The following is a 20,685-nucleotide window of genomic DNA, read 5'->3' as shown; positions in this document are numbered from 1 at the left end:
AATTGCCCGTCGGCCCTTGTCAGCGCACCCCCGGGTCTGATGAGCTGTGGCCTGGGACACAACGGACACCCTGGGAAAGGCAGATGCCGTGAGCAATGAAAGCCTGGCCAACCTTCTGAAGGAGGAGCGTCGCTTCACTCCCCCCGCCGACCTGGCCGCGAACGCCAATGTCACGGCGGAGGCGTATGAACAGGCCAAGGCTGACAGGCTCGGCTTCTGGGCCGAGCAGGCCCGCCGGCTGACCTGGGCCACCGAGCCCACCGAAACCCTGGACTGGTCGAACCCGCCGTTCGCCAAGTGGTTCCAGGACGGCGAGCTCAACGTCGCCTACAACTGCGTGGACCGTCATGTGGAGGCCGGGCACGGCGACCGGGTCGCCATCCACTTCGAGGGCGAGCCGGGCGACAGCCGCTCCCTCACTTACGCCCAGCTCAAGGACGAGGTCTCCAAGGCCGCCAACGCCCTGCTGGAGCTGGGGGTCCGCAAGGGCGACCGGGTCGCCGTCTACATGCCGATGATCCCCGAGACCGCCGTCGCGATGCTGGCCTGCGCCCGCATCGGCGCCGCGCACTCCGTCGTCTTCGGCGGCTTCTCGGCGGACGCGCTGGCCACCCGCATCCAGGACGCCGACGCGCGTGTCGTCATCACGGCCGACGGCGGCTACCGGCGCGGCAAGCCCTCCGCGCTCAAGCCGGCCGTGGACGAGGCCGTCAGCCGGGTGGAGAGCGTCGAGCACGTCCTCGTCGTGCGCCGCACCGGCCAGGACGTCGCCTTCACCGAGGGCCGCGACGTGTGGTGGCACGACCTGGTGGAGCGGCAGAGCGCCGACCACACCCCGGAGGCGTTCGGGGCCGAGCACCCGCTGTTCATCCTCTACACCTCGGGGACCACGGGCAAGCCGAAGGGCATCCTGCACACCTCCGGCGGCTACCTGACCCAGACGGCGTACACGCACTGGGCCGTCTTCGACCTCAAGCCCGAGACCGACGTGTACTGGTGCACGGCCGACGTCGGCTGGGTCACCGGCCACTCGTACATCGTCTACGGCCCGCTCGCCAACGGCGCCACCCAGGTCATGTACGAGGGCACCCCGGACACCCCGCACCAGGGCCGCTTCTGGGAGATCGTGCAGAAGTACGGCGTGACGATCCTCTACACCGCCCCGACCGCGATCCGCACGTTCATGAAGTGGGGCGACGACATCCCCGCGAAGTTCGACCTCAGCAGCCTGCGGGTGCTGGGCTCGGTGGGTGAGCCGATCAACCCCGAGGCGTGGATCTGGTACCGCAAGAACATCGGCGCGGACCGCACCCCGGTCGTGGACACCTGGTGGCAGACCGAGACCGGCGCGATGATGATCTCCCCGCTGCCGGGCGTGACCGACGCCAAGCCGGGCTCCGCCCAGACCCCGCTGCCCGGCATCGCCGCGACCGTCGTCGACGACGAGGCGAACGAGGTGCCCGACGGGGGCGGCGGCTACCTGGTCCTCACCGAGCCGTGGCCGTCGATGCTGCGCACCATCTGGGGCGACGACCAGCGGTTCATCGACACCTACTGGTCGCGCTTCGAGGGCAGGTACTTCGCGGGTGACGGCGCCAAGAAGGACGACGACGGCGACATCTGGCTGCTCGGCCGGGTCGACGACGTGATGCTGGTGTCCGGCCACAACATCTCCACCACGGAGGTCGAGTCCGCGCTCGTCTCCCACCCCTCGGTCGCCGAGGCGGCCGTGGTCGGCGCGGCGGACGAGACGACCGGCCAGGCCATCGTCGCCTTCGTCATCCTGCGCGGTACGGCGGCGGAGAGCGAGGACCTCGTCGGCGAACTGCGGGCCCACGTGGGCGCCACGCTCGGCCCGATCGCCAAGCCCCAGCGGATCCTCCCGGTGGCCGAGCTGCCCAAGACCCGCTCCGGCAAGATCATGCGCCGCCTCCTGCGCGACGTCGCGGAGAACCGCCAGCTCGGAGACGTCACCACGCTGACGGACTCCACGGTCATGGACCTCATCCAGGCCAAGCTGCCCCAGGCGCCCGGCGAGGACTGACCGGCCGGCGGACGATTACTCCCGGGGCGTCTGCGCACGTCGCACCCGGGGCGCCCCCGCAGTCATACGCGGGGGCGTCCCGGGGTACCCGTGGGGTGCTCCTGGTGCGCCCCGGGAGCACGTTAGATAAACTAAGCAAAAAGCTGTCTCAGGGAGCGCCGGGAAGTCTGGTCGGCACGCGATTCGTGCTGCCCATAGAACTGAGGATCTCCCCGTGACCGCGCCCCAGACCCCCACCCCCCGCAAGGTTTTCGGACGCCTCTCCCTGCCCGAGCGGTCCTTCGTGGCCGACGCGCTGCGCACCGAGACCGTCGGTGGCGTACTCCTGCTGCTGGCCGCCGTGGCCGCGCTGGTCTGGGCGAACGTACCCGCGCTGGGTGACAGCTACGAGAGCGTCAGCGACTTCCACTTCGGCCCCGGGGCGATCGGGCTGGACCTGTCCGTGGCGCACTGGGCCGCCGACGGACTGCTCGCGGTCTTCTTCTTCGTCGCGGGCGTCGAGCTCAAGCGTGAACTCGTCGCCGGCGATCTGCGCGACCCCAAGGCCGCCGCGCTTCCGGTCGTCGCCGCCCTGTGCGGCATGGCCGCACCGGCGCTGGTCTACGTGTTCACCAGTACCGCGGGCGGCGGTTCCCTGGCCGGCTGGGCCGTACCCACCGCCACCGACATCGCCTTCGCGCTCGCCGTCCTCGCCGTCATCGGCACCTCCCTGCCGAGCGCGCTGCGCGCCTTCCTGCTCACCCTCGCCGTCGTCGACGACCTGTTCGCGATCCTGATCATCGCGGTCTTCTTCACCAGCGACCTGAACTTCGCGGCGCTCGGCGGGGCCGTCGTCGGCCTGGCCGCCTTCTGGTTCCTGCTGCGCAAGGGCGTACGCGGCTGGTACGTGTACGTGCCGCTCGCGCTGGTCGTGTGGGGGCTGATGTACAACAGCGGCATCCACGCCACCATCGCCGGTGTCGCCATGGGCCTGATGCTGCGCTGCCACCGCCGCGAGGGCGAGGAGCACTCCCCCGGCGAGCACATCGAGCACCTCGTCCGGCCACTCTCGGCGGGCCTCGCGGTCCCGCTGTTCGCCCTGTTCAGCGCGGGCGTGGTGGTCTCCGGCGACGCGCTCGCGGAGGTGTTCACCCAGCCCGAGACGCTCGGCGTCGTCCTCGGCCTCGTCGTCGGCAAGACGCTCGGCATCTTCGGCGGCACCTGGCTGACCGCCCGATTCACCAGGGCCTCGCTCAGCGACGAGCTCGCCTGGGCGGACGTGTTCGCGGTGGCGGCCCTCGCGGGCATCGGCTTCACCGTCTCGCTACTCATCGGCGAGCTCGCCTTCGAGGACGACGCGTCGATGACGGACAGCGTCAAGGCGGCCGTCCTGGCCGGCTCGCTGATCGCCGCCGCCCTGGCGACGGTCCTGCTGAAGATACGGAACGCCAAGTACCGCAAGCTGATCGAGGAAGAGGAGCGCGACGAGGACCTCAGCGGAATCCCGGACGTCTACGAACAGGACGACCCGGCGTACCACCTGCGCATGGCGGAGATCCACGAACGCAAGGCCGTCGAGCACCGGCGACTCGCCCGGGAGAAGGCCGCCGAGCGGGACGCGCTTGCCGAAGTGACCGACGGGGCAAGCGAGGAGCACGACGGTCCGGCATGATCTGACGAGACGGTACAAAAGACTGAACCGTCCGCGCAGGCACGAGGACCGTACGCAGAGCGTACGCAGGAGAGGGAGACCGCGATGAGCGCACCCGACGGCAGCCCGGTCGGCGCCGAACGCAGCATCGGCCAGCTGTTCGCCTCGGCGACGGCTGACATGTCGGCGCTGGTGCACGACGAGATCGCGCTGGCGAAGGCGCAGCTCAGGCAGGACGTCAAGCGGGGCGCCACCAGCGGCGGCGCCTTCACGGCGGCAGGAGTGCTGCTGCTGTTCTCCCTGCCGATGCTGAACTTCGCCCTCGCCTACGGCATCCGTACCTGGAGCGAGTGGAACCTCGCGATCTGCTTCCTGCTGTCCTTCGCGGCGAACGTGCTGATCGCCGGGGTCCTCGCGCTCATCGGCGTCACCTTCGCCAAGAAGGCCAAGAAGGGCCGCGGCGCCCAGAAGGTCGCCGCCTCGATGAAGGAGACGGCGGGCGTGCTGCAGAAGGCCAAGCCGCACCCGCGTCCCGCCCTGCCGGAGGACCGGGTCCCCCAGGCCATCGAGGCTGTGGCACGCTCGTCCTCATGACGGACCCCGCCACCCCTTCGGCGCAACCCGCTTCGGTCGTACGCCTGGACATCCCCGGCAGCTCGGGGCTCATCCACCGCGACGTCGCCGCCAACGGCGCCCGCTTCCACATCGCGGAGCTGGGCGACGGCCCCCTGGTGCTGCTGCTGCACGGGTTCCCGCAGTTCTGGTGGACCTGGCGGCACCAGCTGACGGCGCTCGCCGACGCGGGCTTCCGGGCCGTCGCCATGGACCTGCGGGGCGTCGGCGGCAGCGACCGTACGCCGCGCGGTTACGACCCGGCCAACCTCGCGCTGGACATCACCGGGGTGATCCGCTCCCTCGGCGAGCCGGACGCCGCCCTGGTGGGACACGACCTGGGCGGATACCTGGCCTGGACGGCGGCGGCGATGCGCCCCAAGCTCGTACGGCGGCTGGCGGTCGCGTCCATGCCGCATCCGCGGCGCTGGCGGTCGGCGTTGGTCTCCGACGCCAGGCAGTCGGCCGCCCTGTCCCACATCTGGGGGTTCCAGCGGCCCTGGATCCCGGAGCGGCAGCTCACCGCGGACGACGGGGCGCTGGTGGCGAAGCTCATCCAGGACTGGTCCGGGCCGCACCTGCCGGACGACAAGGCGCTGGAGAACTACCGGCGGGCCATGTGCATCCCGTCCACGGCGCACTGCTCGGTCGAGCCGTACCGGTGGATGGTGCGCTCCCTGGCCCGCCCGGACGGCATCCAGTACAACCGCAGGATGAAGCGGCCGGTGCGGGTGCCGACACTGCACCTGCACGGCTCGCTGGATCCCGTGGTGCGCACGCGGAGCGCCGCCGGCTCCGGGCAGTACGTCGAAGCGCCCTACCGCTGGCGGCTGTTCGACGGGCTGGGCCACTTCCCCCACGAGGAGGACCCGGTCAGTTTCTCGACGGAACTGATCAACTGGCTGAAGGATCCCGAGCCGGATCGGTGACCGTCCGGACGCGGTCGGTGTCGCTCCCGGCACCAGCCTCCTGAACACTTGTCCGACGAACGCCAATTGCCCGGCGCATAGGCCAATTGAGGGCCCGCCGGGAGGTTATCGACCATGGGCCCGGGGCAGACGTCGGGGTATGGGCTGGACGCACGACTACAGTGACGCAAGCCGCAATCGCCGCTCGGCGAGCGGTGTGGGTTCCCACCAGCGAGGCGGTGCACCTCAGATGGCAGCTACGGACCTCAGGGTGGGTATCCCGCGCATCCTCCGCCGCCGGGCCCGCTGGGTCTCGGTCCGGCTGCGTCACCCGCGCGGCTGACGGTCCGTCCGGCCGGCGGCCCGCGCGGCTGACTGTTCGTGAGGGCCGGCGTTCGTAACGGCTGAGGGTTCGTAAAGCCGCTGCCCCCGAAGGCCCCGCGGGGCCTAGAGCGCGCAGCTGTCGCTGTCCACCTGCTGGTTGGCGCTACGGCCCTTGGTGATGTCCTCCTGGATCTCGTCCACGGTCAGCGCGTAACCCGTCTCGGCGTCGTCGAGCGACTTCGCGAACACCACGCCGTAGACCTCGCCGTCGGGGGTGAGCAGCGGGCCGCCGGAGTTGCCCTGACGGACCGTCGCGAACAGGGAGTACACGTCACGGCGGACCGTGCCCCGGTGGTAGATGTCGGGGCCGTTCGCCGTGATGCGCCCGCGCAGGCGCGCGGCGCGGACGTCGTACGCCCCGTTCTCCGGGAAGCCGGCGACGATGGCGCTGTCGCCGCTGCTCGCGTCCTCGGTGGTGAACCGCAGCGCGGGCGCCTTCAGATCGGGTACGTCGAGGACGGCGATGTCGCGCTTCCAGTCGTAGAGGACGACCGTGGCGTCGTACTTCCTGCCCTCGCCGCCTATCTGCACGGTCGGCTCGTCGACGCCGCCCACGACGTGCGCGTTGGTCATGATGCGGCGCTCGGCGAAGACGAAGCCGGTGCCCTCCAGGACCTTCCCGCAACTCGGGGCGGTGCCCGTCACCTTGACGATGGAGCGCTGCGCGCGGAGCGCCACCGGGCTGCCCGCCAGGGCCGGGTCCGGGGGCCGGACGTCGGTGATCGGCTCGTTGGCGAAGGGGCTGAAGACCTGCGGGAAGCCGTTCTGCGCGAGGACGGAGGAGAAGTCGGCGAACCAGGTGTCGGCCTGGTCGGGCAGCGCCCGGGAGACCCCGAGCAGCACCTTGGAGCTGCGGACCTCCTTGCCGAGCGTCGGCAGCGTCGTACCGGCGAGGGCGGAGCCGATCAGCCAGGCGACCAGGAGCATCGCGACGACGTTGACCAGGGCCCCGCCGGTGGCGTCCAGCGCGCGGGCCGGGGACCAGGTGATGTAGCGGCGCAGTTTGTTGCCGAGATGCGTGGTCAGCGCCTGGCCGACGGAGGCGCAGACGATGACGACGACGACCGCGACGACGGCGGCCGCGGTGCTGACCTCGGAATGGTCCGTCAGCACGTCCCAGATGACGGGCAGCGCGTAGACGGCGGCCAGGCCGCCACCGAGGAAGCCGATCACCGACAGGATGCCGACGACGAAGCCCTGGCGGTAGCCGACGACCGCGAACCACACGGCGGCGAGGAGCAACAGGATGTCCAGCACGTTCACCGCTTCAAGCCTCGCCTCGTCGTACCCAGCACGGCGCCCACCCTGTCATGACCGCCAGTCCAGGGGCACCTGCTTGTCCCTGTCCCAGGGGCGCTCCCACCCGGCGAAATGCAGCAACCGGTCGATGACGCCCGCCGTGAAACCCCAGACGAGGGCCGATTCGACCAGGAATGCGGGGCCTTGGTGACCGCTGGGGTGAACCGTGGTCGCGCGGTTGTCGGGGTGCGTGAGGTCCGCCACGGGGACGGTGAACACCCGCGCGGTCTCGTTCGGGTCGACGACCCCCACCGGGCTGGGTATGCGCCACCAGCCCAGCACGGGCGTGACGACGAAGCCGCTGACCGGGATGTAGAGCTTCGGCAGTACGCCGAAGAGCTGGACGCCGGACGGGTCGAGGCCCGTCTCCTCCTCGGCCTCGCGCAGCGCGGCGCGCAGCGGTCCGTCACCCTGCGGGTCACCGTCCTCGGGGTCGAGGGCGCCGCCGGGGAAGGACGGCTGCCCGGCGTGCGAGCGCAGCGAACTCGCCCGCTCCATGAGCAGCAGCTCCGGACCGCGCTCGCCGTCGCCGAAGAGGATGAGGACGGCGGACTGGCGCCCCTTGCCGTTCTCCGGGGGCAGGAAACGGCTGAGCTGCCTCGGCGCGACCGTCTCCGCCGCCCGGGCCACCGGGTCAAGCCAGGAGGGCAGCCCCTCCCGGCTGAGCGTCACCGGACCGCCCCGGGCACCGCTCGTGCGCGTCATCGCCACCCCCGTCGTCCGGCCGCGTCCCACGGGTCCAACGCCCGGCGGCCCCGGGATCGTTCCGCGGGCCGCCGTGGCGTGCAACGCTCCGTCATCCGGCCCCCAGCGGCGGGGCGGCCCTGCCGCCGGCGTCCAGATAGGCCTGCGGCGGGTTCAGACGCTGGCCCGGGAGACCGCCCTTCTCGTACTTCAGCAGCTTCCGCGCCTTCTCCGGGTCCGTCTCGCCCTCTCCGTACGCCGGGCAGAGCGGCGCGATGGGGCAGGCGCCGCAGGCGGGCTTGCGGGCGTGGCAGATGCGGCGGCCGTGCCAGATCACGTGATGGGACAGGTCGGTCCAGTCACTCTTGGGGAAGAGCGCGCCGACGGCCGCCTCGATCTTGTCGGGGTCGGTCTCCTCGGTCCACTGCCAGCGGCGCACGAGGCGCTGGAAGTGCGTGTCCACGGTGATGCCGGGGCGTCCGAAGGCGTTGCCGAGCACGACGAACGCGGTCTTGCGGCCCACACCGGGCAGCTTGACGAGATCCTCGAGCCGTCCGGGCACCTCGCCGCCGAAGTCCTCCGCGAGTGCCTTGGAAAGCCCTATCACCGACTTGGTCTTGGCCCGGAAGAAGCCGGTGGGGCGCAGGATCTCCTCCACCTCCTCGGGGTTGGCCGCGGCCAGGTCCTCGGGGGTGGGGTACTTCGCGAAGAGGGCGGGGGTCGTCTGGTTGACGCGCAGGTCGGTGGTCTGGGCCGACAGCACGGTGGCGACCACGAGCTGGAAGGGGTTCTCGAAGTCCAGCTCCGGGTGGGCGTACGGGTACACCTCGGCGAGCTCGCGGTTGATGCGGCGGGCCCGCCGCACCAGGGCGGTACGCGACTCGTTCCCGGCGGGCCTGACGACGGTCTTCGCCGGGGCGGCGTGGACGGCTGCGGTCGCCTTCTTCGGAGCGACGAGCTGCTTCTTCGGGGGCGGGGCCTTCTTGACGGGGGCAGTTGCCTTCTTGAGGGTGCCGGCCTTCTTGGCGGGCGCCGCCTTGCGCGCGGGCGCCGCCTTGCGCGCGGGCACGGTTTTGCGCGCGGCTGCTTCAGCCGCCGTCTCCTTGCCCGCGGCCTTCTTGGCCGGAGCCGCCTTGCCCGCGGCCTTCTTGGCCGGAGCCGCTTCACCCGCGGCCCTCCTGCCCGCGGGCGCGGCCCCGCCCGAAGTCGCCGCCTTCCCGGCGGCAGCCCGCTTCCTCGGCACGCTCTTCTCCTCGGCCGCGCCGCTCACGCGAGCCGCCGGCTTCTCGTCCGACCTCTTCGACGGCGACGACCTCTTTGCCGCTTTCGCCGTTTCCCTACCGCCATCGGAGCCCTGTTCGCCCACGGCGGAATCGCGACGTACAACCACCCGCGCAGCCCCCTCGGCCTGTGCTCTCACCGGCGATTTGGACACCCGGCCAGCCTACGGCCCGGCACCGACATCCGCCCCGGCCCCTGAAGACCGGCGTCCAATTGGACCCCTGCCGCTTACCCCGACCGGCCCGTACGGCATCCTTGTGACAGATCACACTGTTTGGACCACCCGGCAAAAGGGGCACCACGGTCCCCTGGTACGTGGGGAGCAAGATCCCCTGAGCAGGTCGACAAGGAGAGAACTCGTGGACGACGTTCTGCGGCGGAACCCGCTCTTCGCGGCGCTCGATGACGAGCAGGCCGCGGAGCTTCGCGCCTCCATGAGCGAGGTGACCCTGGCACGGGGCGACTCCCTGTTCCACGAGGGCGACCCCGGCGACCGCCTGTACGTGGTCACGGAGGGCAAGGTCAAGCTGCACCGCACGTCCCCCGACGGCCGCGAGAACATGCTCGCCGTGGTCGGCCCGAGTGAGCTGATCGGGGAGCTGTCGCTCTTCGACCCCGGCCCGCGCACCGCGACGGCCACGGCACTGACCGAGGTCAAGCTGCTCGGTCTCGGCCACGGCGACCTGACGCCCTGGCTGAGCGCCCGCCCGGAGGTCGCCACCGCGCTGCTGCGCGCCGTCGCGCGCCGGCTGCGCAAGACCAACGACGCGATGTCGGACCTGGTCTTCTCGGACGTCCCGGGCCGTGTCGCCCGCGCCCTGCTGGACCTCTCCCGCCGCTTCGGCGTGCAGTCCGAGGAGGGCATCCACGTCGTGCACGACCTCACGCAGGAGGAGCTGGCACAGCTGGTCGGCGCCTCGCGTGAGACGGTCAACAAGGCCCTGGCGGACTTCGCCCAGCGCGGCTGGCTCCGCCTGGAGGCCCGCGCGGTGATCCTCCTGGACGTCGAACGCCTCGCGAAGCGTTCCCGCTGACTCCCGGCGGACGCCATACGGCGGAGCCCCCGTCTTCCCGGCCGGGAAGACGGGGGCTCCGCCGTATGGGTGCGGCTAGATGATCCCGTGCTCCCGCAGGTACTCCAGTTGGGCGCGTACCGACAGTTCCGCGGCCGGCCACAGGGAGCGGTCGACGTCGGCGTAGACGTGGGCGACGACCTCGGACGGGGTGCGGTGGCCGTTCTCGACGGCCGTCTCGATCTGGGCGAGACGGTGGGCGCGGTGGGCGAGGTAGTACTCCACGGCACCCTGCGCGTCCTCCAGGACGGGGCCGTGGCCGGGCAGGACCGTGTGCACGCCGTCGTCGACGGTGAGCGACCTGAGCCGGCGCAGCGTGTCCAGGTAGTCGCCCAGGCGGCCGTCGGGGTGGGCCACGACGGTCGTCCCGCGGCCCAGGACGGTGTCGCCCGTGAGGACCGCCCGGTCCGCCGGGAGGTGGAAGCACAGCGAGTCGGCGGTATGGCCGGGGGTCGGTACGACTCTCAGTTCCAGGCCGCCCACGGTGATGACGTTCCCGGCGGCCAGCCCTTCCTCCCCGAGCCGCAGCGCCGGATCCAGTGCCCGCACCTTCGTGCCGGTCAGCTCGGCGAACCGGGCGGCGCCCTCGGCGTGGTCGGGGTGACCGTGCGTCAGCAGGGTGAGGGCGACGCGCTTGCCGGCCCGTTCCGCCGTGCCGACGACGTGCCGCAGGTGCCCGTCGTCCAGCGGGCCCGGGTCGACCACGACCGCCAGCTCGGAGTCCGGTTCCGACAGGATCCAGGTGTTGGTGCCGTCCAGGGTCATCGCCGAGGGGTTGGGCGCGAGCACGTTGACGGCGCGTGGGGTGGCCGGGCCGGACAGGACGCCGCCCCGTGGCCGGCCGGGCAGGGTGTTCGCGTCCGTCATGCCGGGGCTCCACCCGTCGGTACGTGCTTGGTGAACTCATCGTGTCCCGGCCAGGAGAGCACGATCTCGCCCTCCACCAGGCGCGCGGTGGCCAGCACCGGCGTGAGGTCGCGCGCGGGAGCCGCGTCGAGCGCCTCCGCTGCCGTGGCGTACGCCGTGAGCTGGCGCAGGGTGGCGATGGTCGGGGGCATCATCAGCAGCTCACCCCGGTCGTACCCGGCGGCCGCCCCGCGCGGGGTGATCCACACCGTGCGGTCGGCCTCCGTGGAGGCGTTGCGGGTGCGCTGGCCCTCGGGGAGCCTGGCCACGAAGAACCACGTGTCGTAGCGGCGGGACTCGAACTCGGGGGTGATCCAGCGGGTCCAGGCGCCGAGCAGGTCCGAACGCAGGACCAGTCCGCGGCGGTCGAGGAACTCGGCGAAGGACGTCTCCCGCGCGACGAGCGCGGCACGGTCCGCCTCCCAGTCGTCGCCGGTGGTGTCGCCGGTCACGGTGTCGGGGGTCGGTCCGGCGAGCAGCACCCCGGCCTCCTCGTACGTCTCCCGTACGGCCGCGCAGACGATCGCCTGGGCTCCCGTCTCGTCGACGCCGAGCCGGTCGGCCCACCACGCGCGCGTGGGACCCGCCCAGCGGACGTGCCGGTCGTCGTCGCGGGGGTCCACGCCGCCGCCGGGGTAGGCGTACGCGCCGCCCGCGAAGGCCATGGACGTGCGGCGGCGCAGCATGTGCACGGCGGGTCCGTCGCCGGTGTCCTTGAGCAGCATGACGGTGGCCGCACGCTTCGGCGTGACCGGCGTGAGGCCGCCACCCGCGAGCGCCCGGATCCGTTCCGGCCATTCCGGCGGGTACCACTGACCGTCTGCCTGCGCGTTCGCCATGGCCGGAGGCTATCCCGTGACGCCCGGATGTTCGAGTGCCCGGAGGGACGGCGGGGCAGCCGTACGGGCGCGGAGGCGGGCGGCGAAGCGCCCGGCGCCGGCCGCACCCGTACCGGCACCGCCGGGAGGACGGCCGTCCCCGTGAGGGCCCGCGGTCCGCGCCCGCGGGAGAGGGCCGTGCCGCACGGCCGCCGGGGGCTACGCCTCCGTGAGTTCCACCTGGACCTCGACCTCCACCGGGGCGTCCAGCGGCAGTACCGCGACGCCCACCGCGCTGCGGGCGTGGACGCCCTTGTCGCCGAGGACCTCGCCCAGCAGCTCGCTCGCCCCGTTGACCACGCCCGGCTGGCCCGTGAAGTCCGCCGCCGAGGCGACGAAGCCCACAACCTTCACCACGCGCGCCACCCGGTCCAGGTCCCCGGCGACGGACTTCACCGCGGCGAGGGCGTTCAGCGCGCAGGTGCGCGCCAGCTCCTTCGCCTCCTCCGGGGTGACCTCCGCGCCGACCTTGCCGGTCAGCGGGAGCTTGCCGTCCACCATGGGCAGCTGCCCGGACGTGTACACGTACCGCCCCGACCGCACGGCCGGCTGGTACGCGGCCAGCGGCGGAACGACCTCGGGCAGGCTCAGGCCCAGCTCGGTCAGCTTCGCCTCGACGGCGCTCATGCCTGCTTCTCGCGCTTCAGGTAGGCCACCAGCTGCTCGGGGTTGTTCGGCCCGGGCACGACCTGGACGAGCTCCCAGCCGTCCTCGCCCCAGGTGTCCAGAATCTGCTTCGTCGCGTGGACGAGCAGCGGCACAGTCGCGTATTCCCACTTGGTCATGCGGCCGACTCTAGCCGCTGCCGCAGCCGGTCCCGGCGGCCCCACCCGCCCCGTGTGCCCGCCCGCCGCTCGGGGCGCGACCGACGGGAACCGCCACCCGGAGCCGCCGGGGCGAGCGGCGAGCATTTAGGCTCGAAGACGTGAGCAGGCTCCAGGTCGTCAGTGGCAAGGGCGGAACCGGCAAGACCACGGTGGCCGCGGCCCTAGCGCTGGCCCTGACCACGCAGGGGAAGCGGACGCTTCTCGTCGAGGTCGAGGGCCGGCAGGGCATCGCACAGCTCTTCGAGACGGAGGCGCTGCCGTACGAGGAACGGAAGATCGCGGTCGCTCCGGGCGGCGGCGAGGTGTACGCCCTCGCCATCGATCCCGAACTGGCCCTTCTGGACTACCTCCAGATGTTCTACAAACTGGGCAGCGCCGGCCGGGCCCTCAGAAAGCTCGGCGCGATCGACTTCGCCACCACCATCGCCCCCGGTGTCCGGGACGTCCTGCTGACCGGCAAGGCGTGCGAGGCGGTACGGCGGAAGGACAAAAGCGGCCGGTTCGTCTACGACTACGTCGTGATGGACGCCCCGCCGACCGGCCGCATCACCCGGTTCCTCAACGTCAACGACGAGGTGGCCGGGCTCGCCAAGATCGGCCCGATACACCATCAGGCGCAGGCGGTCATGCGGGTGCTGAAATCGCCGGAGACGGCTGTGCACCTGGTGACGCTCCTGGAGGAGATGCCGGTCCAGGAGACCGCGGACGGCATCGCGGAACTGCGCGGGGCGCGGCTGCCGGTGGGCAGGGTCATCGTGAACATGGTGCGGCCGGAGGTGCTGGACGCGTCCGCCCTGGAACTCGTGGCGGCGCTCCCCCGTTCCTCCGTCGCGCGGGCGCTGTCGTCCGCCGGCCTCGGCGGCGCGCGGCGCGGCGGACACGCCGAGCGGCTGGTGGAGCCGCTGCTCGCGCAGGCGGAGGAGTACGCCGAGCGGTACGCGCTGGAGACGGAACAGCGCGCCGTGCTGGCGGACCTGGACGTGCCGTTGCACGAGCTTCCGCTGCTCGCGGAGGGCATGGACCTGGCCGGCCTGTACGCGCTCGCCAGGGAACTGCGCGAACAGGACGTGTCGTGAACGCCCGCGCCCGTACGTCGTCCCGGCCGCCCCGCGGCGGCCGTCACCTCCGTCACCGCCACGGCCGTACCGGCCCCGTCACGCGTCGGAAGCACCGGAAGCAGGGGATGTCATGAGCCGTCGTCCGGAACCGGCACAGACCCACGACCCGGCCCGTCACCATCTCTCCCCCACCCGCACGCTCGCCATCGACCCGCTGATCGAGGACCCGGAGACCCGGATCGTGGTGTGCTGCGGCTCGGGTGGCGTGGGCAAGACGACCACCGCGGCGGCCCTGGGCCTGCGCGCGGCGGAGCGGGGGCGCAAGGTGGTGGTCCTCACCATCGACCCGGCCCGCCGGCTCGCCCAGTCCATGGGGATCGACTCGCTCGACAACACCCCGCGCCGGGTGAAGGGCGTCGACGACTCCGCGGGCGGCGAACTGCACGCGATGATGCTCGACATGAAGCGCACCTTCGACGAGATCGTCGAGGCGCACGCGGACCCCGAGCGGGCCGCCGCGATTCTGGGCAACCCCTTCTACCAGTCACTCTCTGCGGGCTTCGCGGGCACGCAGGAGTACATGGCGATGGAGAAGCTGGGCCAGCTGCGGTCCCGGGACGAGTGGGACCTCATCGTGGTCGACACCCCGCCCTCCCGTTCCGCGCTGGACTTCCTTGACGCGCCCAAGCGGCTCGGGTCCTTCCTCGACGGCAAGCTCATCCGCGTGCTGCTGGCCCCGGCGAAGGTCGGCGGGCGCGCGGGCATGAAGTTCCTCAACGTCGGCATGTCGATGATGACCGGCGTGCTGGGCAAGGTGCTCGGCGGGCAGCTGCTGAAGGACGTGCAGACGTTCGTGGCGGCGATGGACTCGATGTTCGGCGGGTTCCGCACGCGCGCGGACGCCACGTACAAGCTGCTCCAGGCGCCCGGGACGGCCTTCCTGGTGGTGGCGGCCCCGGAGCGGGACGCACTGCGCGAGGCCGCGTACTTCGTGGAGCGGCTGGCCGCGGAGGACATGCCGCTGGCCGGTCTGGTGCTCAACCGGGTCCATGGCAGCGGCGCCGACCGGCTGTCGGCCGAGCGGGCGCTCGCCGCCGCGGAAAATCTTGAGGACCCCCGCATTGTGGATCAGGAGGACGGGAAAGCTGGACTTCGTAACTCTCCCGAAACGCACGGCAGTTCAGACTCGCCCGCTGCATCCGCGACGGCCGGGACACCGGCACAGGAGGCCGGGACACCGGCCCAGGACGTCCCCGGCCCAGGCTCCCCCGCCACCGCCGACGGCACGGAGGCAGCCGAGGACCCGGAGCGGTCCGTGGACCGCCTCACCGCGGCCCTGCTGAGACTGCACGCCGAGCGGATGCAGTTGCTCTCCCGCGAGCAGCGCACCCGTGACCGCTTCACCGCGCTCCACCCCGAGGTGGCGGTGACCGAGGTGGCCGCACTGCCCGGTGATGTGCACGACCTCACAGGGCTGCGGGACATCGGCGAACGGCTCGCGGCCGACCGGCCGGAGCTGCCCGAAACGTCCTGGCACACCTGAGGAGCGATACCGCGGGCCGGACGTGACCGAGCCGCCCGGCGCCCTCAGCTCACCGCGGCGTAGTTCTCGTACACCTCGTCGTCGTTGAGCGGCACGACACCCGTCCCCCGCTCGTACTCCGAGCGCGCGGTCTCCAGCAGCCTGCGCCAGGAGGTCACGGTCGGCCGCCGGCGCAGCAGCGCGCGGCGCTCACGCTCCGTCATGCCTCCCCACACGCCGAACTCCACGCGGTTGTCGAGCGCGTCGGCCAGGCACTCCGTTCGCACCGGACACCCGGTGCACACCGCCTTGGCCCTGTTCTGCGCTGCTCCCTGAACGAACAGTTCATCCGGATCGGTAGTGCGGCAGGCAGCCTGCGCACTCCAGTCGGTAACCCAGCCCATACCGGCGCCGTCCTCTCCCGAATCGAGGCTCCCCCACGGCGGCAGCGGCATATTCACCGCCGCCAGTTGAGGACGTTACGGAAGGTGGGCACAGCGCAACACCCCCAGCGGGCCCAATCTTGAATGGTCCGAACGGACTATGGGTAAGCGGCAGATCACCCGGGGGAGTGAGGGGGCGACATGCGCGGCAAAGCAGGCATATGGGGTCAGTTCCGTTGCGCCACAACGGGCACCGTGTGACACACGAGGCGGATCCGGACACGCACTCAACACCCCACGACAGAACTCATATGAAAAAAGTCGAAGGGATCCGGAACGATTCGGGGTCGCCGGACGTATTGATACGTGGCCTCACCGCTGTGACAGTTGAGTGCAGCTTAGGCCAAGGCATATACGCTTGTCCGGCGAATGAGAACGTAGGCTGCTCCCATGCCAAAGAAGCGCTCGGGTGGTGGTCTGTCCTCCACGCAGCAGGCCGCCAAGTTCCTCGGTGTCAGTGTCCTCGCGGGAGCCGTCATGGCCGGCATCGCGCTGCCCGCAGTGGGCGCGCTGGGCCTGGCGGCCAAGGGATCGGTCGAGAGTTTCGACGAGCTCCCGGCCAACCTCAAGACCCCGCCGCTGAGCCAGCGCACCACCATCCTCGACGCCGACGGCGGCCAGATCGCCACCGTCTACTCGCGCGACCGCACGGTGGTCGACCTCAAGGACATCTCGCCCTACCTGCAGAAGGCGATCGTCGCGATCGAGGACTCGCGCTTCTACCAGCACGGCGCGGTCGACCTGAAGGGCGTCCTGCGCGCCCTCAACAAGAACGCGCGCAGCGGTGAGGTCTCCGAGGGCGCCTCCACGCTCACGCAGCAGTACGTGAAGAACGTCTTCGTCGAGGAGGCGGGGGACGACCCGACGAAGGTCGCGCAGGCCACCCAGCAGACCCTCGGCCGCAAGATCGCGGAACTGAAGTACGCGATCCAGGTCGAGGAGGAGCTGGGCAAGAAGAAGATCCTCGAGAACTACCTGAACATCACCTTCTTCGGCCAGCAGGCCTACGGCGTCGAGGCCGCCGCCCAGCGCTACTTCTCCAAGCACGCCAAGGACCTCAACCTCCAGGAGTCCGCCCTCCTCGCCGGTATCGTCCAGTCACCGAGCCGCTACGACCCGGTCAACGACGAGGCCGAGGCGAAGAAGCGGCGCAATGTCGTCCTCCAGCGGATGGCCGAGGTCGGCGACGTCTCCCCGGAGGAGGCCGCCGAGGCCGCGAGGTCCCCGCTGGGCCTGAACGTCAGCAAGCCGAAGAACGGCTGCATCACGGCGGTCAAGGGCGCGGGCTTCTTCTGCAGGTACGTCGAGAAGGTCTTCCTCAGCGACCCGGTCTTCGGCAAGACCAGGGAGGCCCGCGCGAAGATCTGGAACCAGGGCGGCCTGACCATCCGCACGACGCTCGACCCGCAGGCACAGGAGTCGGTGCAGCAGTCGCTCAAGGACCACGTCTACCAGTCCGACCCGGTCGCCGCGGCGAGCACGCTGGTCGAGCCCGGCACCGGCAAGATCGTCGCGATGGGCCAGTCGAAGCCGTTCGGCTACGGCAAGAACGAGACGGAGATCAACTTCTCGGTCGACAAGGCCATGGGCGGCTCGAACTTCGGCTTCCCGACGGGTTCGACGTACAAGCCGTTCGTGGCCGCCGCGGCCATCGAGGAGGGCAGGCCGCCGACCCAGACGTACTCCGCCCCGTACTCGATGCCGTACCCGGCGACCGTGCGCGGCTGTGACAAGCCCTGGGTGAACGACGGCGGCTACAAGCTCGAGAACGAGAACGAGTCCGAGGTGGGCCCGTACGCACTCAAGGAGGCGATGGCCAAGTCGGTCAACACCTACTTCGTGCAGATGATCGAGGACATCGGCATGTGCCCCGTGGTGACCATGACCGACAAGCTCGGCGTGGTCCAGGGCAACGGGGAGAAGATCCCCCAGGTCCCGTCCTCGATGACCCTCGGCTCCACCGGCCTGTCGCCCCTCACGATGGCGAGCGCGTACGCCGCCTTCGCCTCCCGCGGCATGTACTGCACGCCGGTCGCCATCGAGTCGATCACCCAGAAGATCGGCGACAAGCAGAAGTCGCTCGAAGTGCCGAAGTCGACGTGCTCGCGCGCGATGAGCGAGAACACCGCGGACACGGTGAACACCCTGCTGCAGGGCGTGGTCGACTCCGGTACGGGTCAGGCGGCCGGCCTCAGCGACCGTGCCAACGCGGGCAAGACGGGTACGACGGACGAGCGCAAGAACGCCTGGTTCGTCGGTTACACGCCGAACATGTCGGGCGCGGTGTGGGTGGGCAGCGCCAGCCAGAAGGTCGAGATGAAGAACATCACGATCGGCGGGGTCCCCCACGCGCTCGTCTTCGGTGGCGCGGTCCCGGGCCCCATCTGGAAGGACGCCATGACCGGCGCCCTGGCGGGCAAGGAGGCCCCGCCGTTCAACCTCGTCAACATCCCGGACGCCGAGAAGCCCGGCCGCGGCGACGAGGACGGCGACCGTGACGACGACGGCAACAACGGCGACGGCGGTCTCATCGGCGGCCTGATCGGCGGCGGCGACGGGAACGGCGGGAACGGGAACGGCGGGAACGGCGGTGGCGGCACCGAGCCGGACCCGACCTTCTCCATCCCGGAGGGCTTCCTCCAGGGCCCGGGCAACGGCCCCGGCGGACGCGACTGAACGGCCGGACGCGGCCCGGACAGAACGAACGGCCCCTCCCCGTGCCGGGGAGGGGCCGTTCGTTCTGTCGCAGTCGGCTCAGCCGGCCAGGAGCTTCTTCACGGCGGCGGCCACCCGGCCGCCCTCCGCCTGCCCGGCCACCTTCGGGTTCACGATCTTCATCACGGCACCCATGGCCCGCGGCCCTTCCGCACCCGCCGCCTTCGCCTCCTCCACGGCCTGGGAGACGATCGCGTTCAGCTCCTCGTCGGACAGCTGCTTCGGGAGGTAGGCGGCCAGCACCTCACCCTCCGCCTTCTCCCGCTCGGACTGCTCGGGGCGGCCGCCCTGCGCGAAGGCGTCCGCCGCCTCGCGGCGCTTCTTCGCCTCGCGGGTGATCACCTTCTGCACCTCGTCGTCGGAGAGCTCACGCTTCTCCTTCCCCGCGACCTCCTCCTTGGTGATCGCGGCGAGCGTCAGCCGGAGCGTCGAGGAGCGGAGCTCGTCGCGCTCCTTGATCGCGGCGTTGAGGTCATCCTGCAGCTTCGACTTGAGCGTGGTCATGGCTTGATTGTCGCAGGTGCGGGAGCAAGGACGCCTGCTGATTTAAGGCCCCCTGTTTCCACAGGCGTTCGGATGTATCCACAGGCGCTCGCCGTGTATCCACAGGCGTTCGGCGGACCGCCCGCGGTCTGACACGATGGACACATGCGCGCGCGATACGGAATCCCCCTGGGAATCACGGCGGCCGGCGCCGCCGGGCTGCTGTACGCGGCGGGCTTCGAGGCCCGCTCCTTCCGCCTGCGGCGGGTGACCGTCCCCGTCCTCCCGTCCGGGATGCGCCCGCTGCGCGTGCTGCAGGTCTCCGACATCCACATGGTGGGCGGCCAGCGCAAGAAGCAGCGCTGGCTGCGCTCCCTGGCGGGCCTGCGCCCCGACTTCGTGATCAACACGGGGGACAACCTGTCCGACCCCGATGGCGTACCGGAGGTCCTCGACGCGCTCGGCCCCCTGATGGAGTATCCGGGCGCCTACGTCTTCGGCTCCAACGACTACTACGGCCCCAAGCTGCGCAATCCCGCCCGCTACCTGATCGAGAAGGCCCAGGGCCGCCACGGGCTGAACGGCAACGCCCCCGCGGTCGGCGCGGTCCACAACCCGTGGGAGGACCTGCGGGACGCCTTCGACTCGGCCGGCTGGCTGAACCTGACGAACACCAGGGGCACCCTGAAGATCGAGGGCGCGTCGATCGAGCTGACCGGCCTGGACGACCCGCACATCAAGCGCGACCGCTACCCGGAGGTGGCGGGCGGTCCCTCGGACGTGGCGGACTTCTCCATGGGCGTCGTCCACGCTCCCTACCTGCGCGTCCTGGACTCCTTCACGGCCGACGGCTACCCCCTGGTGCTGGCCGGCCACACCCACGGCGGGCAGCTCTGCATCCCCTTCTACGGCGCCCTGGTCACCAACTGCGACCTGGACACGGACCGCGTGAAGGGCCTGTCCACGCACACGTCCGAGGGCCGTACGTCCTACCTCCACGTGTCGGCGGGCTGCGGCACGAACCGCTACACCCCGGTCCGCTTCGCCTGCCCCCCGGAGGCGACGCTGCTCACCCTGGTGGACCGCGACCAGGGCACCGCCCGGTAGCCCGTCCGGCCCACCCGCATCGCCCCCAAGCGGACATCCGCTCACGCTGGGGTGCATGACCGCCCCGATACCCAGGGACATCCCGGACCTCCCCGCCCTGCCCCGCACGTCATCCCACCTGCTGCCGTCCGCCGTCCCCGCCCGGGCCGTCGTCCCGCTGGCACGGCGGCCGGTGGCAGCGGCGTACCGCCTGGTCCTGGCGCTGCTCGCGGCCGGCGCGGTGCTGGTCGAGACCCTTCTCGGCAGCCCGGGCCGGGTGCTGGGCTACTTCGCGATCCAGAGCGCGGTCCTGCTGGCCGCGGTCATGCTCGCCTCGGCCCGCCGCGCCTGGCTCGCCCGCCACCCCCTGCCGGGCGCCCTCACGGCAGCGACCCTCCTCTACGTGTGCATGGCCGCCCTGGTCCACCACCTGCTCCTGGCGGACACCACCCCGCGCTTCTCCATGGCGGAGGGATCCGCCGGACCCACCTGGCTGGAGCCCCTCGCGGCCCACACCCTGCACACGGTGCTCCCCATCGCCGCGCTCCTGGACTGGCTCCTGCTCTCCCCACCCGCCCGCACGCACCTCCGCCAGGCCGTGACCTGGCTGCTCTACCCCCTGGCCTACCTGGCCTTCTCCCTCACCCGCGGTGAACTCCTCCCCGGCTCCCCCGCCCGCTACCTCTACCCCTTCCTCGACGTCGCCCGGCACGGCTACCGGAGCGTCCTCGCCAACGCCCTCCTCCTGGGCCTCTCCTTCTACGCCCTGGCCGTCCTGATCGTGGCCCTGGACCACATCCGCCCGAACCCGGTACGCCACCGCCCGAAAACCGGATTTCGTCTCTAGCCACC

Annotated in this window: 20 protein-coding genes; 11 read left to right on the top strand and 9 right to left on the bottom strand. The window is 71.3% G+C overall.

The annotated features are described in order from the left end of the window. Positions 1 to 88 precede the first annotated feature (88 nt). The 5 genes from acs to F1615_RS36155 all read left to right on the top strand — a co-directional run bounded on the left by acs (position 89) and on the right by F1615_RS36155 (position 5,537). Complete coding sequence (gene acs, locus F1615_RS08175; protein ID WP_149548181.1) at positions 89 to 2,044, top strand: acetate--CoA ligase; 1,956 nt, start codon at positions 89 to 91, stop codon at positions 2,042 to 2,044. 214 nt (positions 2,045 to 2,258) lie between these two features. Then, on the top strand, positions 2,259 to 3,695 hold the full coding sequence (nhaA, locus tag F1615_RS08170; protein ID WP_149548180.1) for a Na+/H+ antiporter NhaA: 1,437 nt from the start codon (positions 2,259 to 2,261) through the stop codon (positions 3,693 to 3,695). A gap of 84 nt (positions 3,696 to 3,779) precedes the next feature. Beyond that, positions 3,780 to 4,268: a phage holin family protein gene (locus tag F1615_RS08165; protein WP_149548179.1), complete on the top strand. Its 489-nt coding sequence runs from the start codon at positions 3,780 to 3,782 to the stop codon at positions 4,266 to 4,268. Next, a complete protein-coding gene (locus tag F1615_RS08160) occupies positions 4,265 to 5,215 on the top strand; it encodes an alpha/beta fold hydrolase (protein ID WP_149548178.1) in 951 nt (316 codons plus the stop codon). The genes F1615_RS08165 and F1615_RS08160 overlap by 4 nt, the downstream gene beginning before the upstream one ends. Before the next feature lie 139 nt (positions 5,216 to 5,354). Continuing rightward, positions 5,355 to 5,537, top strand: a complete 183-nt coding sequence (locus F1615_RS36155) for a hypothetical protein (protein WP_078492825.1) — start codon at positions 5,355 to 5,357, stop codon at positions 5,535 to 5,537. Positions 5,538 to 5,641: 104 nt separating this feature from the next. On the opposite strand, the gene F1615_RS08150 is transcribed toward F1615_RS36155, so the two are convergent. The 3 genes from F1615_RS08150 to nth form a co-directional block, all read right to left on the bottom strand. Further along, positions 5,642 to 6,841, bottom strand: a complete 1,200-nt coding sequence (locus F1615_RS08150; RefSeq protein ID WP_149548177.1) for a MarP family serine protease — start codon at positions 6,839 to 6,841, stop codon at positions 5,642 to 5,644. Between the two features lie 45 nt (positions 6,842 to 6,886). Further along, entirely contained in the window at positions 6,887 to 7,582 is a 696-nt protein-coding gene (locus F1615_RS08145) for an NUDIX hydrolase (RefSeq protein ID WP_149548176.1), read from the bottom strand. Positions 7,583 to 7,673: 91 nt separating this feature from the next. Further along, a complete protein-coding gene (gene nth / locus F1615_RS08140) occupies positions 7,674 to 8,831 on the bottom strand; it encodes an endonuclease III (RefSeq protein WP_341873419.1) in 1,158 nt (385 codons plus the stop codon). A gap of 370 nt (positions 8,832 to 9,201) precedes the next feature. Between nth and F1615_RS08135 the strand changes: the two genes are divergently transcribed. Then, complete coding sequence (locus tag F1615_RS08135; RefSeq protein ID WP_149548175.1) at positions 9,202 to 9,876, top strand: Crp/Fnr family transcriptional regulator; 675 nt, start codon at positions 9,202 to 9,204, stop codon at positions 9,874 to 9,876. Positions 9,877 to 9,951: 75 nt separating this feature from the next. Here F1615_RS08135 and F1615_RS08130 read toward each other — a convergent pair whose 3' ends face one another. The 4 genes from F1615_RS08130 to F1615_RS08115 form a co-directional block, all read right to left on the bottom strand. Beyond that, entirely contained in the window at positions 9,952 to 10,782 is an 831-nt protein-coding gene (locus F1615_RS08130) for an MBL fold metallo-hydrolase (protein WP_149548174.1), read from the bottom strand. Then, complete coding sequence (locus tag F1615_RS08125; RefSeq protein ID WP_149548173.1) at positions 10,779 to 11,660, bottom strand: NUDIX hydrolase; 882 nt, start codon at positions 11,658 to 11,660, stop codon at positions 10,779 to 10,781. The genes F1615_RS08130 and F1615_RS08125 overlap by 4 nt, the downstream gene beginning before the upstream one ends. A gap of 198 nt (positions 11,661 to 11,858) precedes the next feature. Further along, positions 11,859 to 12,326 (bottom strand): RidA family protein, encoded by a 468-nt coding sequence (locus F1615_RS08120; protein ID WP_149548172.1) that lies wholly within the window; start codon positions 12,324 to 12,326, stop codon positions 11,859 to 11,861. After that, positions 12,323 to 12,484, bottom strand: a complete 162-nt coding sequence (locus tag F1615_RS08115) for a DUF4177 domain-containing protein (protein WP_003975360.1) — start codon at positions 12,482 to 12,484, stop codon at positions 12,323 to 12,325. The genes F1615_RS08120 and F1615_RS08115 overlap by 4 nt, the downstream gene beginning before the upstream one ends. 140 nt (positions 12,485 to 12,624) lie before the next feature. Here F1615_RS08115 and F1615_RS08110 point away from each other — a divergent pair, with 140 nt between their 5' ends. Together F1615_RS08110 and F1615_RS08105 are read left to right on the top strand one after the other, a co-directional pair. Further along, positions 12,625 to 13,602 carry an ArsA-related P-loop ATPase gene (locus F1615_RS08110; protein ID WP_149548171.1) on the top strand — a complete coding sequence of 326 codons (978 nt, stop codon included), beginning with the start codon at positions 12,625 to 12,627 and terminating at the stop codon, positions 13,600 to 13,602. A gap of 112 nt (positions 13,603 to 13,714) precedes the next feature. Next, positions 13,715 to 15,127 carry an ArsA family ATPase gene (locus F1615_RS08105; protein WP_149548170.1) on the top strand — a complete coding sequence of 471 codons (1,413 nt, stop codon included), beginning with the start codon at positions 13,715 to 13,717 and terminating at the stop codon, positions 15,125 to 15,127. Between the two features lie 44 nt (positions 15,128 to 15,171). Here the strand turns inward: F1615_RS08105 and wblA are convergent, their stop codons facing one another. Continuing rightward, on the bottom strand, positions 15,172 to 15,510 hold the full coding sequence (gene wblA, locus F1615_RS08100; RefSeq protein ID WP_208818272.1) for a transcriptional regulator WblA: 339 nt from the start codon (positions 15,508 to 15,510) through the stop codon (positions 15,172 to 15,174). A gap of 429 nt (positions 15,511 to 15,939) precedes the next feature. Between wblA and F1615_RS08090 the strand changes: the two genes are divergently transcribed. After that, the gene (locus tag F1615_RS08090) at positions 15,940 to 18,225 is read left to right on the top strand and encodes a transglycosylase domain-containing protein (protein ID WP_149548169.1); all 2,286 of its coding nucleotides are present in this window, start codon (positions 15,940 to 15,942) and stop codon (positions 18,223 to 18,225) included. Between the two features lie 78 nt (positions 18,226 to 18,303). On the opposite strand, the gene F1615_RS08085 is transcribed toward F1615_RS08090, so the two are convergent. Continuing rightward, positions 18,304 to 18,768, bottom strand: a complete 465-nt coding sequence (locus F1615_RS08085) for a GatB/YqeY domain-containing protein (RefSeq protein WP_037933678.1) — start codon at positions 18,766 to 18,768, stop codon at positions 18,304 to 18,306. 144 nt (positions 18,769 to 18,912) lie between these two features. Between F1615_RS08085 and F1615_RS08080 the strand changes: the two genes are divergently transcribed. Next, entirely contained in the window at positions 18,913 to 19,854 is a 942-nt protein-coding gene (locus F1615_RS08080; protein ID WP_149548168.1) for a metallophosphoesterase, read from the top strand. Positions 19,855 to 19,909: 55 nt separating this feature from the next. After that, a complete protein-coding gene (locus F1615_RS08075; RefSeq protein ID WP_149548167.1) occupies positions 19,910 to 20,680 on the top strand; it encodes a Pr6Pr family membrane protein in 771 nt (256 codons plus the stop codon). Positions 20,681 to 20,685 lie beyond the last annotated feature (5 nt).

This window comes from Streptomyces marokkonensis (assembly GCF_008312835.1).
GTDB classification, from domain to species: domain Bacteria; phylum Actinomycetota; class Actinomycetes; order Streptomycetales; family Streptomycetaceae; genus Streptomyces; species Streptomyces marokkonensis_A.
The sequence above is the reverse complement of the archived record's forward strand: the minus strand, read 5'-3'. Positions and strand labels throughout refer to the sequence as shown.

What these genes read in the sequence shown, in the direction of transcription:
- F1615_RS08165 (WP_149548179.1), top strand. Translation starts at nt 3,780, where the DNA reads ATGAGCGCACCCGACGGCAGCCCGGTCGGCGCCGAACGCAGCATCGGC.
- F1615_RS08160 (WP_149548178.1), top strand. Translation starts at nt 4,265, where the DNA reads ATGACGGACCCCGCCACCCCTTCGGCGCAACCCGCTTCGGTCGTACGC.
- F1615_RS36155 (WP_078492825.1), top strand. Translation starts at nt 5,355, where the DNA reads ATGGGCTGGACGCACGACTACAGTGACGCAAGCCGCAATCGCCGCTCG.
- F1615_RS08145 (WP_149548176.1), bottom strand. Translation starts at nt 7,582, where the DNA reads ATGACGCGCACGAGCGGTGCCCGGGGCGGTCCGGTGACGCTCAGCCGG.
- F1615_RS08130 (WP_149548174.1), bottom strand. Translation starts at nt 10,782, where the DNA reads ATGACGGACGCGAACACCCTGCCCGGCCGGCCACGGGGCGGCGTCCTG.
- F1615_RS08125 (WP_149548173.1), bottom strand. Translation starts at nt 11,660, where the DNA reads ATGGCGAACGCGCAGGCAGACGGTCAGTGGTACCCGCCGGAATGGCCG.
- F1615_RS08120 (WP_149548172.1), bottom strand. Translation starts at nt 12,326, where the DNA reads ATGAGCGCCGTCGAGGCGAAGCTGACCGAGCTGGGCCTGAGCCTGCCC.
- F1615_RS08115 (WP_003975360.1), bottom strand. Translation starts at nt 12,484, where the DNA reads ATGACCAAGTGGGAATACGCGACTGTGCCGCTGCTCGTCCACGCGACG.
- F1615_RS08105 (WP_149548170.1), top strand. Translation starts at nt 13,715, where the DNA reads ATGAGCCGTCGTCCGGAACCGGCACAGACCCACGACCCGGCCCGTCAC.
- wblA (WP_208818272.1), bottom strand. Translation starts at nt 15,510, where the DNA reads ATGGGCTGGGTTACCGACTGGAGTGCGCAGGCTGCCTGCCGCACTACC.
- F1615_RS08090 (WP_149548169.1), top strand. Translation starts at nt 15,940, where the DNA reads ATGCCAAAGAAGCGCTCGGGTGGTGGTCTGTCCTCCACGCAGCAGGCC.
- F1615_RS08085 (WP_037933678.1), bottom strand. Translation starts at nt 18,768, where the DNA reads ATGACCACGCTCAAGTCGAAGCTGCAGGATGACCTCAACGCCGCGATC.
- F1615_RS08080 (WP_149548168.1), top strand. Translation starts at nt 18,913, where the DNA reads ATGCGCGCGCGATACGGAATCCCCCTGGGAATCACGGCGGCCGGCGCC.
- F1615_RS08075 (WP_149548167.1), top strand. Translation starts at nt 19,910, where the DNA reads ATGACCGCCCCGATACCCAGGGACATCCCGGACCTCCCCGCCCTGCCC.